Source organism: Metabacillus herbersteinensis, from assembly GCF_042433335.1.
GTDB lineage: Bacteria > Bacillota > Bacilli > Bacillales > Bacillaceae > Metabacillus > Metabacillus herbersteinensis.
Genome location: NZ_JBHLVO010000012.1, coordinates 40,025 through 54,403 on the forward strand (window position 1 = coordinate 40,025; position 14,379 = coordinate 54,403).

At 39.4% G+C, this 14,379-nt stretch carries 12 protein-coding genes; 2 read left to right on the top strand and 10 right to left on the bottom strand.

The window, feature by feature from the left end; all coding sequences use genetic code 11:
- Positions 1-13: 13 nt before the first annotated feature.
- The 3 genes from ACFFIX_RS14775 to ACFFIX_RS14785 are packed head-to-tail and all read right to left on the bottom strand — an operon-like array spanning position 14 to position 5,005.
- Positions 14-1,342 carry a glycoside hydrolase family 125 protein gene (locus ACFFIX_RS14775; RefSeq protein ID WP_378935253.1) on the bottom strand — a complete coding sequence of 443 codons (1,329 nt, stop codon included), beginning with the start codon at positions 1,340-1,342 and terminating at the stop codon, positions 14-16.
- Between the two features lie 5 nt (positions 1,343-1,347).
- The gene (locus ACFFIX_RS14780; protein ID WP_378935256.1) at positions 1,348-4,065 is read right to left on the bottom strand and encodes an alpha-mannosidase; all 2,718 of its coding nucleotides are present in this window, start codon (positions 4,063-4,065) and stop codon (positions 1,348-1,350) included.
- A complete protein-coding gene (locus ACFFIX_RS14785; RefSeq protein ID WP_378935258.1) occupies positions 4,055-5,005 on the bottom strand; it encodes an ROK family protein in 951 nt (316 codons plus the stop codon). The genes ACFFIX_RS14780 and ACFFIX_RS14785 overlap by 11 nt, the downstream gene beginning before the upstream one ends.
- A gap of 426 nt (positions 5,006-5,431) precedes the next feature.
- Here ACFFIX_RS14785 and ACFFIX_RS14790 point away from each other — a divergent pair, with 426 nt between their 5' ends.
- Together ACFFIX_RS14790 and ACFFIX_RS14795 are read left to right on the top strand one after the other, a co-directional pair.
- A complete protein-coding gene (locus ACFFIX_RS14790) occupies positions 5,432-5,854 on the top strand; it encodes a hypothetical protein (protein ID WP_378935260.1) in 423 nt (140 codons plus the stop codon).
- Positions 5,855-5,975: 121 nt separating this feature from the next.
- Positions 5,976-6,596: a PdaC/RsiV family protein gene (locus ACFFIX_RS14795; protein ID WP_378935262.1), complete on the top strand. Its 621-nt coding sequence runs from the start codon at positions 5,976-5,978 to the stop codon at positions 6,594-6,596.
- Between the two features lie 85 nt (positions 6,597-6,681).
- Here ACFFIX_RS14795 and ACFFIX_RS14800 read toward each other — a convergent pair whose 3' ends face one another.
- From ACFFIX_RS14800 to hutH, 7 genes are all read right to left on the bottom strand, one after another.
- Positions 6,682-7,044 (bottom strand): hypothetical protein, encoded by a 363-nt coding sequence (locus tag ACFFIX_RS14800; RefSeq protein WP_378935264.1) that lies wholly within the window; start codon positions 7,042-7,044, stop codon positions 6,682-6,684.
- Between the two features lie 73 nt (positions 7,045-7,117).
- Positions 7,118-7,510: a C40 family peptidase gene (locus ACFFIX_RS14805; protein ID WP_378935266.1), complete on the bottom strand. Its 393-nt coding sequence runs from the start codon at positions 7,508-7,510 to the stop codon at positions 7,118-7,120.
- Between the two features lie 118 nt (positions 7,511-7,628).
- Positions 7,629-8,312 carry a cell wall hydrolase gene (locus ACFFIX_RS14810; RefSeq protein WP_378935268.1) on the bottom strand — a complete coding sequence of 228 codons (684 nt, stop codon included), beginning with the start codon at positions 8,310-8,312 and terminating at the stop codon, positions 7,629-7,631.
- Positions 8,313-8,844: 532 nt separating this feature from the next.
- The gene (gene hutG, locus ACFFIX_RS14815; protein ID WP_378935270.1) at positions 8,845-9,795 is read right to left on the bottom strand and encodes a formimidoylglutamase; all 951 of its coding nucleotides are present in this window, start codon (positions 9,793-9,795) and stop codon (positions 8,845-8,847) included.
- Positions 9,761-11,005 (bottom strand): imidazolonepropionase, encoded by a 1,245-nt coding sequence (hutI, locus tag ACFFIX_RS14820; protein ID WP_378935410.1) that lies wholly within the window; start codon positions 11,003-11,005, stop codon positions 9,761-9,763. Before hutI ends, hutG begins: the two co-directional genes overlap by 35 nt.
- Positions 11,006-11,055: 50 nt before the next feature.
- Complete coding sequence (gene hutU / locus ACFFIX_RS14825) at positions 11,056-12,723, bottom strand: urocanate hydratase (RefSeq protein WP_378935272.1); 1,668 nt, start codon at positions 12,721-12,723, stop codon at positions 11,056-11,058.
- Positions 12,720-14,252: a histidine ammonia-lyase gene (gene hutH, locus ACFFIX_RS14830; RefSeq protein WP_378935274.1), complete on the bottom strand. Its 1,533-nt coding sequence runs from the start codon at positions 14,250-14,252 to the stop codon at positions 12,720-12,722. Before hutH ends, hutU begins: the two co-directional genes overlap by 4 nt.
- Positions 14,253-14,379 lie beyond the last annotated feature (127 nt).

The following is a 14,379-nucleotide window of genomic DNA, read 5'->3' on the forward strand; positions in this document are numbered from 1 at the left end:
ATCGTGTGTTGGTTTAGACATTCTTTTCTTGTAGCATTTTATAAAGCGGACTACCTTTTACAGCACAACCACATAAACTTAATACAAATTCACTAAACATCGAATTTGCCCACGAAAACCACTCTCTCGTAAATTCCTCGGGTTGGTCTGAATTAAAGCCCTCATGCATAAACCCAGTTCCTCCATCCGTTTGCTTCATCACCTCCAGGATTCTTTTCTTATCGGAAGTATTGATAGATGTCATCCCCTCAATTGCTAATGAAATATGCCATATATAATGATCCGGTGTATGGGGACTCCCAATTCCATTGGCTACTTTTCCTTCATAAAAATAAGGATTATCTCTACTCAATAAAAAGCGGCGGGTATTCAAATAGGTCTTATTATCAAATTCACACCAACCTAGATAAGGTGCTGACAATAAACTAGGTACGTTTGCATCATCCATTATGTGGTACCTGCCCATCCCGTCTGTTTCATAGACATACAAATCTCCATAAATCGGATGCTCTACCACTGCAAATTCTTCAATTCCTGCTTTTATCTCAAATGCTAACTGCTCACATTGTTTTGTCAGACTTTCATCCTTCAAAACTTCTCTGCAAATTTCGGATGCATAATGCAGCACAACTACCGCAAACATATTTGCAGGGATTAAATAACCATATAAACATGCATCATCACTTGGTCTAAATCCACTCCAAGTCATTCCTGTTTTCTCCGTTTTAGAACCTTTTCCATCTCTGTTCAATGTATCTGATTGTCTAACGTTTGTTCTTTCAAAGCTATACGGCGAGTCCTCTTCATGATTTTGTTCCACCTTCCACACATGCAAAATCTTTCTTAATGCTTGCTTGAATGTGTGATCAAAGTGTGTGACTCTTCCAGTTGACTTCCATAACAGATAAGAAAGCTGGATTGGATAGCAAAGTGAGTCAATTTCATATTTACGCTCCCAAATTTCCGGTAACATGTCTGTCTTATCATCTTGATGACCTTTACCATTTGCTGTTTCATTAAACGCATTTGCATAGGGGTCCTGAAGGATATAGTTCATTTGACGTCGAACAACACCTTCAATTAACTCAGCCATGTCTTCATCTTCTTCAGCAGCCAGTAAATAGGGACGAACTTGAGCAGCAGAATCCCTTAACCACATAGCTGGAATATCACCTGTAATCACAAACGTCGTCCCGTCTTCTTGAGGCTTTAACGTTGTTTCGTACGTATTAACAAAGCATTGTTCAAACATCTCCTGTAGCTGTTTATCCTCAGGAAAATGCTCCTTCACCTTGTTAATTAAGCGTGTAAGTGATTGTGGTATTGTTTTCTCAGTATTCATTACTTTCACTCCTTTACTTGCCAACCAAGGCTAATAATTTCAAATGGCTTAACTTTTTCTTGAATTTGTACGTTTTCACACTGCTTTTCCATGCTTTCAATGATCGTACTTATATAACCGGTTGTTCCTTGCATTAGTTGAGCAGTAACCATTGTTTCTTTATCAGATATGTTAAACCAACGAGCAATTACATCATCTCTTTCTTCCGCTAACTTGATCGAAGATATCGCTAATGATTCACCCTCCCATGTGAAAAATGTCTTTTCTTCTGGAAGTGTTCCATCGTGTACATCTGTTTGCACAGCGATCACGGGCACGCTGAAATCATACGCTACTTTGAATGCTTCTGACTCAACCACTGTTCCTTTATGAGGGATGATCATCCATTCTGCATGGTGCGTGCCTATACACTGAGCTTCCGGTGTCGGAAATAGACCCCAGTCACCCAACTCAGAAGTTGCCCGAAGAATTGTCACAGCAATTGTCTGTTGTTCATGAAGGATTTCGTACTCATGTAAGCCTTTATTTGCTATTGTTATCCCATGCTTTCCATCTGTCATACTTACAAAAGCCTGTTGATGATGATCAAAGCTAGGATTCTCCCATTCTTGTTCAGGGGTATTTGGCCGTTTTACCAATTCAAAAATACTATCTGCATAATGCTCGTTCGTAGATAGTTCAGTTGGAAATAGAACACGAAGACGATGATCCTTTGCTTGGTTATCAATTGTGACCTTAACAGAAGGTCCTTTCGCTTTTTGATCTAACTGAATGTGTGTAGTTAAGCGAATTGTTATGTTTTTATTAGAGCGACCTGATTGTCGATCTTTATGCCAAACAAGTCGTTCTTTTTCCCTTTGAAACTGTTCATCCGCTTCTTTAGGTATTTCCCAATCATGAACGATTTCTATAATGGAACGTACTGGGTGATCTTCGACTACTCTTATTTGAGCTTGCAAATCTTTTGTAGTAAGGGGAACTTCACCATTTGGCTTCCTAAACATATATTCATTACCAATATCCCCGCTATTCTCATAGATTCCTAAATGTTCAAATACCTTCCCCGTCTGTTTGTCAGTCAATGTATAGGAACCATTATCGTGAATCGTTAAATGGACAAATTCATTCTCTATTTCACGAGCATTTCGATCAATCGTTGACTGTTCACTCTGTTTTGTCTCCATGGTTGGTTGGATATAAAATGTTTTATATCCGTAGGCTTGAAGATCTTCAGCTAAGAAAGTTATTTTGAGTACTTTTGCATAATACGGACGTCTGAACCTATCATCTGGTAATTCATATCCGAAGCGTATACCAAGATCCTTACTATTGCAGAAATATTCTGTGCCACATTTATCAACTAATTTGATACTCGGTACCTCCTTCGAACGAAGATAATCTGGTATCTCTGAAAATGGCATATCTTCAAAATAAACCTTTTCTATTTCAATCTCCTTTTCAACAACCACATCTCTTGTATTACCTGATGTATTAAATACAACAAGTGGAATCAAATTCTCTTCGATATTACTTTGTTGTGTTGAAATATGGGATACAATTTCATTGGTTTTTTCTTCGATAATCGTTGCAGCAGTCTGAAGAACCTTCTCAAATCGTGTTACCATTTCTCGATGGACCTCGTCGACACTACAACCACAAATACTGTCATGTGGATGATTTTCCATCAATGTTTTCCAAGCATAACGTAAATAATCACGAGGATATTCATTACCTAGGAAATATGAAAACACAGATAGTGGCTCAGCTACTTTTTCCAAAAGGGTTTGACACTCTTGATTCATCTGCTTTAAATAAATTCGAGCAGAAGCTGTATTCACGAGAGTTGACCAACCATCCGTGCGTTGATTTCGCAGTTCTCCAGTTATTGTTTGTAATTGTTCTGGTAACGATTGCTGAAGTGCATCCATATAATCATCAAAATTAGAGTGTACAAATGTGACATCCGGGAAAAGCTCTTCTGCCACCTTTATCGCTTCCGCAATATTCACTTGAACGGGCTGATGATCGCAACCATTCATAAAAAGAAGATGTGGTGCTGAAGAATACTTCTTAGCATCACTTAGTTTCCTATCCCAATACTGCTTTGCACTGTTTATGTCTACTGGAATTTCATTTCCGTTTGAATACCAATTCGCAAACAACACACCAACTACGGCTGAGCCATCAGGAGACTGCCATTTAAGCTCAGAATAGGGTGACTCGAATGTTTTCGCATCGCTGACCATATTATTAAACCCCGTCGGTTTTACACCTCTCCCAAATGCAGCTGTGTTAATACCCGCTTGCTGAAGCAATTGAGGCGCTTGCCCATAAATGCCAAATGTATCCGGGAAATATCCTAGCTTAGAAACAGCACCATATTCCTTTGCATCTAGTAACCCATATAACATATTTCGAACATTAGCTTCTGAACTTGTTAAGAACGCATCCTGCAACACATACCACGGACCAATATGGAGCTTTTTTTCTTGAACTAATTTTTTAATTACTTCTTTTTTTGTAGGTCGTATCTGCAAATAATCCTCTAAAATAATTGTTTGCCCGTCCAAATGAAAGCTCTGAAAATTTTCTCCTTTTTCGAACAAATCTATAAGTGTATCCATCAATTTCACTAAGTAATAACGATGCTTTTCAAAGGACATATACCATTCCCGATCCCAGTGAGAATGAGAAATAATATGTGCAGTCGTCTTAGATTCCATTCGGTATCCCTCCAATATCTTTAACCTCCGACAAAATGGAAGCCGCAGCCCCCTTCATTCCTGCCAATGAACCTTGACTGGCTTTTTCTATTTTTAGAAATTGACTATGTTGGTCTAAAAGATAGTTTGGTAGTTTTTCTCTTACCATTTCAAAATAAGCTTGCTGTCCGATGATGACACCACCACCTAGTATGAGCAATTCAGGATTCAAAGTTTGAATTACCTGACTAAGTCCCAATGCTAATTGAGTTGAAGCCTCCTCAATGACCGATAGCGCTAATGGTTCATTTTCACTAGCTTTAACAAATAAATCCTTGCTGTTCCAATTGGGGTCAACCAGCTTTCCCTCTTTTATCAGTCTTTGCTTCCAAATATTATTCAAAGCAGTCCCAGAAGCAAGTGTCTCTAAACACCCATACTTCCCACAGCCACAAATTGGGCCATCAGGCAAAATCACGCTATGACCAATCTCGCCAGCACCAGATAAAGCTCCCTCATATAACGAACCATTTATGATAATTCCACCACCAATGCCGGTACTAACTGTTACATACAGGACGTGCTTGTATGTTTCTCGATATGTAAAAAAATACTCTCCAAAAGCTGCAGCATCAGCATCATTTAATAGTCTTATAGGCAATTGGAAAGCGCTATCAATTTTATCCACTAACAAATAGCCATGCCAGGATTTAAGATTTGGCGGACTTAGTACAACACCTCTTCGCGGATCCAAGGGACCTGGACAACCAATTCCGATTCCACTAATTAGGAATTTATTCAAGATTTCCGTTAAGTACGATATGATCTGTTCTGTAGCAAAATCTGGGCCCATTTCCACTTCTGTAGGAAATTCAAACTTTGCTAGGACGTTACCATCCTCTTGTACAACTCCAATCGCTATCTTGGTTCCACCAATGTCAATGCCAATAGCAGCTTTCATGTACATTCTCCCTCTTCCAAGTTTTCTTCATAATAACGATATGTTTCAGCTAGTCTAGAGTCAACCATTGTGCGGAAAGTGATAAGGTTTTTCCATATAATCTAAAATTTATCCATATTTTTTGGGGAGTGTTGATGTAAGGAATTTCAAAAATTGGCCGACCGAAAAAAAGTGATTCCTTACAAAGGTTACCACTTTGTGACATATTCTAATTCAATCACCTATAAACAAAATTTCCCCTTTACTATCCTCTTCCTCAACCCCTGCTTCATTCCTAATAATTGATGGTCTTAATTCTCTTAACTAGTAATCGTTTCTTTATTAGTTGAAGCCTGTACCTAGGAGCGCCCAGTCACAAACCAAAAACCTTCATATCCTGTAGGGTATTTATCACGACCTAAAAAAAGAAAGAGGAGATCTGCCAACATGAATCCATTTCAGTATTATCCCGGCTATGTGCCACAACAAATGAACCGCTATATGGACAATAACTATGATCCATATATGTACCAACAACCAGCAACTGATGAAATGATGAATTATTATTACAATCCATATGTTCAACAGCAAGAATTTGAAGATCCTGATCGACAACCGCCCCAAACTCAGGCACTAGAACGCCGTATACGTGCGCTTGAAAGACAGAATGAACAGCAGACCAAAGAACTTACCAGACTAAATCAAGAAATCACTCGTTTAAATAAAGAATTGAATCGTGTTAATCAGGAAATTAACCGACTTAATAAAAATGATGAGCGTCATACACGCCGCTTGAATCGTTTGAATCAGAGGCTACGTGCAGTAGAAAACAAACTTAGTATACCGTTTTATGCCGAAGATGGTTTTTAATGATTTTTTAATATCAAAAGCAGTAGAAGTCGATAAATCCACTTCTGCTCTTTTTTTCTTATTTTCAACAAAACCCTATAGGTGAATAAACTATGATGAGACTATAAAAGGATTTGATAAGATGGAACGTTTTCGTTTACCAGTAAAAATTTCAACAAAAGCCATCACTTCTCCTAATTTATCAATCTTCTACCCACAGCTATTGCTTTCTAATAAGTACATCCAACAAAAAGTAAATGAAGCCATTTACCGTAAAATGTATGCAATGTTTTCTAAAGTGAATGAGCAAGGATACTATCAACCTGGTGTAACTGAATTGCTGGGTGACTTTGAAATTAAAAATAATCAACGGGGAATCGTGAGTCTGACCTTGAGTATTTTTGCGAATATGCCGACACTCGCTCATCCTGTAAATTATCTAGATTCAATCACAACAGACGTTAGAACGGGGAAAATTTATCGGTTAAAGGATTTATTTAAAGCTAACAGTGACTATAAACAGCGAATTAATGAGTTAATTGAAGAACAAATCAAAGACCGGGACATTCCACTTCTCGAACCGTTTAAAGGCATTCAACCTAATCAAAAATACTACATTGCAGACAAATCACTGATTATATATTTTGACGAATACGATATTACGCCTGGGTATGTTGGGTTTCCTATGTTTCCGATTGCTAGTTACAAGCTGCAGGATATGATCCTAGACAGTAGTCCACTTGGAATAATGGCTGTCGGTTAGTTTTTATATAATCGTTTTTATATACTTCTCGTACAACAATAAAAAACGTTGATCAAAAAAATCAGCGTTTTTCCTCTTAAAAATATTAAATGAAATCTGATTGATTTTTACGAGCTCTAACGTTTGCAAGATTACTTTGTTTTGCTATTTGGCATTGCTGAGTTGTAACAACTGGTAGCTTATTTGGTGATATTGGGTACATCAAGTTATTTCGATTTTGGATGATAGAATCGATTTGTTTATTGTTAAAAACATGCCTATCTAAAATTGAACTTGCATCTATCTTTTGTTGGTTCGCACTAAAATATAGTCCTCTTAGTACAAAGGTTATACACCCCTCCCAAACAAGATTGGCTTTTTGAATATCTTGATGTACTCTCTGCCTATTTTCACTTTGATTAGCACCATTAACGAAAAACGCATATACATCAACTGTATGGTTAGACACCTCCAAAACTCCTTTAATGATTAATTTAAAGCCAGGTATACCTGATGGATTCGAAATAAATAAAGGCACTTCTTCATATCACTCTTTTTGCCCCAATAAACACTGTTTTCCAATAGTTCTCTAAATCTGAAATTTTCACTTTCTTCCCTTCTCGGTAGGTATGGAGGATTTTATTTCCTCCTAGATAGATTGCAACGTGTCCAATTTTAGCTACCCCTTTTTTCTGCTTTCTTTTCGTAGTTGTAAAAAAAAGTAGATCTCCTTTTCTCAACCTATTAAATGGAACTTCTAGACCTATTTGAAATTGTTGACGAGAATTCCTTGGTAGTGGAATACCTGATAATCCGTATACATACTGAGTGAATGAACTACAATCGAAATTTTTAGTTTGAGATGGAATGGCATTAAAAACATAAGGCCTACCTAGAAATTTTAGTCCAGTTCGAATCAATTTATTAACGAGCATACGATCCCTCTTAACACATTATTTTTAACACTATATTAAAGTGTCACTTTGGATGAATAGTCAAGAATACTAGCTAAAAAAAAAAGGCACGTACAGCAAAGTCTGCTGCCCGAGCCTTTTAAATAGCAAATGCATGGTTTCCAATTTTCTTTACTACTTCACGAGTGAAAATCCAATTACTTGTAGCTGTTTCTGGGTTATAAAAATAAACGACTTCTTTATCCAGTTCACCATTGTCCACTGCTTCTTCAACAGCTTCGTGTGCTTCCTTATCTGCTGGTTCATAAATCGAGTCATTTTGCACAGGTTGAAATGCATTTTCCTCAAAAATAACTTCTTCTACAGAATCAGGAAATTGTTCGTGTTCAACACGGTTTAGCACGACATTCGCAACGGCAACTTTACCCGCAAATGGCTCACCTTCTGCTTCTGCATGAACAAGACGCGCAAGTAAATCTTTTTCTTCATTGGTAATAGTGGTGTCCTCGGCTGCATCCACATCTATTTCAGGAATGTTTTTGTCCTGAACCGCAGCTACAGCTACCGCAGTTGTAATTATTGTTTCCTGATCTCCATCTAGAGTAACTTCTGTTCCGACAAAACGTAAATCTTGGGTATTTTCATTTGTTATTGGAGCATCATTCATATCTAGTCCATATTTTTTACCAAGTAGAGTTAATGTGTCACCAGTCTGTACTTCTGATACTTCTGATACTTCTGATACTTCTTCTGCTTCTGTTTTAGTAGGTATGAGCATGAAAAGAACCATAACCGAAGTGATCATCATAAGATAATTTTTCATCTGTTAACCTCCTGTTAATCGTTTTTATTAATCCGAACAGGGCATGACATATAGGCTAACAGGTTTATTAGTTTGTTTCATTAGTAAATGATTGGAAAAAGATGAATTAGGAAGGTATTATGTAGAGAAGATAGGTGAATAAGTTGGAACTAATGTTCCCTTTTAGTTAGAAAAGTGCTAAGATTAAAACTAGCAACTACATAAGCAGGTGGGCGGTTAGCCACTTCCCTTGAAGGGAGGTGGCAAAAATGACAACATATGAAGCAATGTCTATTGCACTGTATTCAAATTTAGTTTTGATAGGTGTAGTAACGATTGTGGTTATGTTAAGTCAAAACAAAAAGAAGTAATCAGCCCATCCTCTCCTAAAGGTTTTGGGTGATACTTCTTTTTTGATTCTACATAAAAACTTTGGGTTAGCCGCTCATTTTACGGCATGTAGTTGCGGAGATCAGGTGTTAGCGCACCTGATCTCTTTTTATTGTTATCTTCATTATAAATAAATTATACCTGATAATCAAGGAACTCCGACTTAATTCCTCCTACCAAATCCCATTAAAAACGTAAGCACACTATAAGCAGCTAATCTACTTGTCATATCCCGAAAATCTAGCGTCGGGTCGATTTCAACAATGTCCATCCCACATACTGATGGTTCCTTTGAGAGCAAACTAATTGCTTCAATTATCATCTGTGAGTCCATTCCACCAGGGCCAATCGCAGGACAGCCTGGGGCATAGGCTTGATCCATTACATCCATATCGAGCGAAACGTAAATTATTTCAACCTCTTTTTGAAGCTTAGCTATGATATCTTTCAAGATTGCTGTTATTCCTCTTTGATAAACGTCGCTCATTGGATAAACGGTAACACCGTTTTCTTTCGCATAATCTGAATAGACTTTTCCATTTGAAAAATCTCGGATGCCGATTTGATAGAGATGCTTTCCTTGTATTGCACCATGTTCAATCAGCTGACGAAACGGAGTACCGTTTGATGGTCCACCGTCCTCAAGATTGCACAGGTCATGATGGGCATCAAATTGAATGATACCCACTTTCCCATGTACCCTTTGAAATGCTTTGACAATTGGTGCTGTGATCGAATGATCGCCTCCTAAAAAAATCGGTTTCATACTGGGACTTGATTGCAAAATGGTTTCGATCGAGCTTTCAATTCTACGATGAGATTCCTCTAGGTTTGTTACATGCATTAATATGTCGCCAAAGTCGGTAATTGAACTTGCGATCAGGTCAGTATCTTGTTGAATAGAATACGTCGTAAAAGCGTTCATCATTTTCCGGATCGTTTCAGGAGCGAAGGATGCACCTGAGTGGCTAATCGACGGTTTTGATAAAGGAACGCCGATTAAACCTAACCCTTCCACCGTTTCATTTCCCCATCTTTTTAATAACTCACTAGCTCGATGGATGCCGGAATCTTTAAATTTAGCTTCGTGTGTAAGATAAGGTAGATTCTCCATTTTGCTCTCCCTCCTCATACACAATTTCGCCTTTTTTGATCACTGTTTGAACGTGATTAACACCGAAATGATACGGAATATATTCGTAATTTGTTGCATTCCACAGAACAAGATCTGCCTGTTTCAGTGGTGCGATGATTCCACGTTCATCCCCTAAGCCAATGGCATGAGCGGCATTAACGGTTACTGCATTCCAAATTTCCTTTGCTGTCATTTTTAATTGAATGGCCGCAAACGTCATAATGAGCTGAAGATTTTCCGTTGGACAGCTTCCTGGATTAAAGTCGGTTGCAAGTGTGACTGCTACTCCTTCCTCGATCATTTTTCTCGCTTTTGCATAACTGCTTTTTCCTAAATAAAAGCATGTTCCAGGAAGTAGGCAGGCAATGACCTTAGCGTCTGCTAATTTTTTAATCCCTTCTTCTGAAGTACCAACTAAATGCTCTGCACTGATTGCGTCTAGTTCAGCAGCCAGTTCTGCACCACCTAGAGGATCGATTTCGTCGGCATGTATTTTGACATGGAAGCCTTTTGCCTTTGCTTTTTTTAAAAAGTGGCGCGATTGTTCAATTGAGAACACACCCGTTTCGCAAAAAATATCTACGAATTGTGCTAGGTTCTCTGATTTAATTTCATCTAATAGAGATTCCATCACATCTAAAAACTTTTCTGGGTTATTTTTATATTCTTCTGGAACCGCGTGAGCTCCTAAAAAAGTGGAGACAAGGTCAACAGGATGATTGTCGTTTAGCTTGTTTGCAACACGAAGCTGCTTTAACTCAGTTTCTTTCTCAAGACCATAGCCGCTTTTTGCTTCAACTGTGGTGACACCAAAGGCTAGCATTCTAGTAAGATGGAATGTTGATTTTTGATAAAGTTCTTCCTCGCTCGCATTCCTTGTTGCTTTTACTGTTGATAAAATGCCTCCCCCTTGTTTCAAAATCTCTAAGTACGGCACTCCTTTTTGCTTTAGACTCATTTCATGTTCACGAGAACCTCCAAAAACGAGATGTGTGTGTGGATCAATTAATCCTGGGGTTACCAGCTTGCCTTCACAATCGACTCTTGTTTTTGCTGTCCATTCTGCTGCTTCAACGTGGCTTCCAATTTTTGCTACGACGCCTTCTACTATTGCAAGAGCCGCATTCTCATGAATAACGAGCTGATCCATAGCTTTTCCTTTTCGAGGGCCACTTTCCCCGTAATCCATCGTTAACAGTTGGCCGATGTTTTCTAAAACAATGTCAAAGTGTTGCAATGTCATTCCTCCTCTAACCTCTCCTGCATGGGAATTTTCACGTTTTTTTCTTTTGCAAACTGTTGTGCAGTTTCATAACCTGCGTCTGCATGACGGATGATTCCCATGCCTGGATCTGAGACTAGTACGCGCTCGAGTTTTTCTTTTGCCACTTGAGATCCATCTGCAACGACAACCATTCCAGAATGTAACGAGTATCCCATTCCTACTCCTCCACCGTGATGGAATGAGATCCAACTAGCACCTGCTGCTGTATTGACTAATGCATTTAAAACCGCCCAGTCGCCAATTGCGTCGCTGCCATCTTTCATTGCTTCTGTTTCACGATTTGGTGAGGCTACAGAACCACAGTCCAAATGATCACGCCCGATGACAATAGGAGCTTTTAATTCTCCAGTTCGAACTAATTCGTTAATCGCGAGGCCCATTTTGACTCGTTCTCCGTACCCAAGCCAACAAATTCGCGCTGGCAAGCCTTGAAATGCAACATGTTCGTGCGCCAAATCAATCCAACGTTGCAAACCTTTATTTTCAGGAAAAAGCTCCTTAATTAACCGATCTGTTCGATGAATATCGGCAGGATCACCTGATAATGCCACCCATCTGAAAGGTCCCTTGCCCTCACAAAATAGAGGACGGATGTACGCTGGAACGAAACCTGGGAAATCAAACGCATTTTCAACACCTTCATCCTTAGCGACTTGACGGATGTTGTTTCCGTAGTCAAATACAATGCTTCCTTTCTCCTGTAAGTGCAGCATGTATCGAACGTGCTGGGCCATTGATTGCTTTGCTTTTTCAATGTATAAATCTGGATGATCCTTTTTCAACTGATGAGCTTCCTCTAATGAAAGACCGTGTGGGAAGTAGCCGTTTAATGGATCGTGAGCTGACGTCTGGTCCGTTAAAATATCAATTTTAATGTCTTTTTTAATGACCTCTGCTAACACATCCACTGCATTTGCGACAAGTCCAATCGATAACGGCCTTCCTTCTTCTTTTGCTTCGCTTGCCCAATAGATTGCTTCTTCTAGAGAGTGAGTCATTTTGTCACAATATCTTGTAGAAAGCCTCTTTTCAATTCGACTCAGGTCAGGGTCAACCCCAATAACGACGCCTCCATTCATCGTGACGGCAAGTGGCTGTGCTCCACCCATTCCACCCAGTCCTGCAGTCATAGTAAGTGTGTTTTTAAGCGTTCCGTTGAAGTGTTTGTTTGCAACAGCGAGAAAGGTTTCGTACGTTCCCTGTAGGATCCCTTGTGTTCCAATATAAATCCAGCTTCCTGCCGTCATTTGTCCATACATTGTTAATCCCTTTTTATCTAACTCATGAAAAGTTTCCCAGTTTGCCCATTTGGGGACGAGTACTGAATTTGATAAAAGAACACGTGGTGCATGTTCATGTGTTTTAAAAATCCCGACAGGCTTTCCGGATTGAATCAGAAGAGTTTCATCGTTTTCTAAAGATTTTAATGATCTGACAATTCCCTCGAATGCTTCGATGTTTCGTGCTGCTTTTCCAATTCCTCCGTACACGATCAGTTCCTCAGGCTTTTCTGCAACCTCAGGATCTAAATTGTTCAACAGCATACGAAGTGCTGCCTCTTGCTCCCAGCCTTTGCATTCTAGTGTTGTCCCTCTGTTTGCGCCGATTTGTTTCGCTTTCATTTAACGATCTCCCCTTTCGTATCCTGACGATTAATTAGTACTTGTTCTAAATCGGTATTCAGTAGCCACGCTGTTAATGCTTCGATATCCTTCGAAAAAACGCGGTCCTTCGTGATTGCCGGAACGATCTTTCTTCCAAGCGCATGTAGAGTTCGAGTCGTAACGGCCATTTTCTCTGTACCTCTGAACGTCGCTGCTTCCATTGCACAAATTAGTTCGATCGCTAGAACACGTCTGCAATTTTGGATAATCGCGTAGGCATGTCTGGAAGCGATTGTCCCCATGCTAACGTGATCCTCTTGATTCGCAGAGGAAGGAATGCTATCCACACTTGCTGGATGCGCGAGCGTTTTATTTTCTGAAACGAGTGAGGCCGCACAATATTGCATAATCATCGCACCAGATTGTAAGCCTGGCATTGGACTTAAAAAAGCTGGTAAGTCATTTAACTGTGGATTGACAAGTCGCTCAATTCTTCGCTCAGAAATATTCGCTAATTCTGCTACCCCTACCTTTAAAAAGTCCATCGCAAACGCAATCGGCTGTCCATGAAAATTCCCACCAGATAATACTTTTCTTCCTTCATCGAAAATGAGTGGATTATCGGTTGCAGCATTCATTTCGATTTCAAGCTTATCTTTTACATAGTCGAGCACCTGCCAGCTTGCCCCATGAACTTGAGGAATACACCTTAAGGAGTAGGCATCCTGAACTCTTAATTCACCTTGATGTGTGACTAAAAAACTTCCTTTTAAAATGGAACGTACACGCTCTGCAACTTGGATTTGTTCTCGGTACCCTCGTGCAACATGAATATCCTCATCAAACGCGTCAATAATCCCTCTTAATCCTTCAAGTGTCATTGAAGCGATGTAATCAGCTTGAATTGCAATCGCCTCAGCTTCGATGTAGTTTACCAATCCCATTGCCGTCATTGTTTGTGTGCCATTGATTAGTGCTAATCCTTCTTTCGCTTTTAGAGTTACAGGGGATAATCCTGTTAGTTGAAATGCTTCTCCTGTATCCATTCTTTTTGCTTTGAAAAACACTTCTCCTTCCCCAATGAGAACGAGGGCCATATGTGATAAAGGCGCCAAATCTCCGCTAGCACCTAATGATCCTTGCTGTGGGACCACGGGGTGGATTTGGTGATTTAGCAAGTTGATAAACAGCTCTAGTACTTCTTTTCGAATCCCGGAAAACCCCTTCAACAAAGCATTCAAGCGTAGTAACAGCATCGCGCGCGAGACCTTTTCTGGAAATGGTTCTCCCACCCCACACGCATGACTGCGAATTAAGTTTAATTGAAGCTCCTCGACATCGTCTGCTTCAATTAAATGATCACTAAATTTTCCAAAACCAGTTGTGATACCGTAAACGACTTTTTTCTGGCTGACAATGTTTTCGACCGCTCCACGGCTTTTTTCAACTTTAGCCCAAATTTGATCTGGAACATCTATCCGTTCGTTTTCATAAACAATTTTTTTCGCTAGCTCAATGCTTAACAAGGACCCTGTTAGCTCGATCATTTTTGTTCCCCCTTTTTTGTGAATGTAATCGTCTTGGCTCAGAGCAGTAGGTGGCTGCGTAACTATTTGGATTCTCACGCGAATACTGGATTCTCGTGCAATTATCCTTAATCCATCCACCAATCCC

What these genes read in the sequence shown, in the direction of transcription:
- ACFFIX_RS14785 (WP_378935258.1), bottom strand. Translation starts at nt 5,005, where the DNA reads ATGAAAGCTGCTATTGGCATTGACATTGGTGGAACCAAGATAGCGATT.
- hutG (WP_378935270.1), bottom strand. Translation starts at nt 9,795, where the DNA reads ATGGAGAATCTACCTTATCTTACACACGAAGCTAAATTTAAAGATTCC.
- ACFFIX_RS14790 (WP_378935260.1), top strand. Translation starts at nt 5,432, where the DNA reads ATGAATCCATTTCAGTATTATCCCGGCTATGTGCCACAACAAATGAAC.
- hutU (WP_378935272.1), bottom strand. Translation starts at nt 12,723, where the DNA reads ATGAAAGCGAAACAAATCGGCGCAAACAGAGGGACAACACTAGAATGC.
- ACFFIX_RS14805 (WP_378935266.1), bottom strand. Translation starts at nt 7,510, where the DNA reads ATGCTCGTTAATAAATTGATTCGAACTGGACTAAAATTTCTAGGTAGG.
- ACFFIX_RS14775 (WP_378935253.1), bottom strand. Translation starts at nt 1,342, where the DNA reads ATGAATACTGAGAAAACAATACCACAATCACTTACACGCTTAATTAAC.
- ACFFIX_RS14795 (WP_378935262.1), top strand. Translation starts at nt 5,976, where the DNA reads ATGGAACGTTTTCGTTTACCAGTAAAAATTTCAACAAAAGCCATCACT.
- hutI (WP_378935410.1), bottom strand. Translation starts at nt 11,005, where the DNA reads ATGGATTACGGGGAAAGTGGCCCTCGAAAAGGAAAAGCTATGGATCAG.
- ACFFIX_RS14780 (WP_378935256.1), bottom strand. Translation starts at nt 4,065, where the DNA reads ATGGAATCTAAGACGACTGCACATATTATTTCTCATTCTCACTGGGAT.
- ACFFIX_RS14810 (WP_378935268.1), bottom strand. Translation starts at nt 8,312, where the DNA reads ATGAAAAATTATCTTATGATGATCACTTCGGTTATGGTTCTTTTCATG.
- hutH (WP_378935274.1), bottom strand. Translation starts at nt 14,252, where the DNA reads ATGATCGAGCTAACAGGGTCCTTGTTAAGCATTGAGCTAGCGAAAAAA.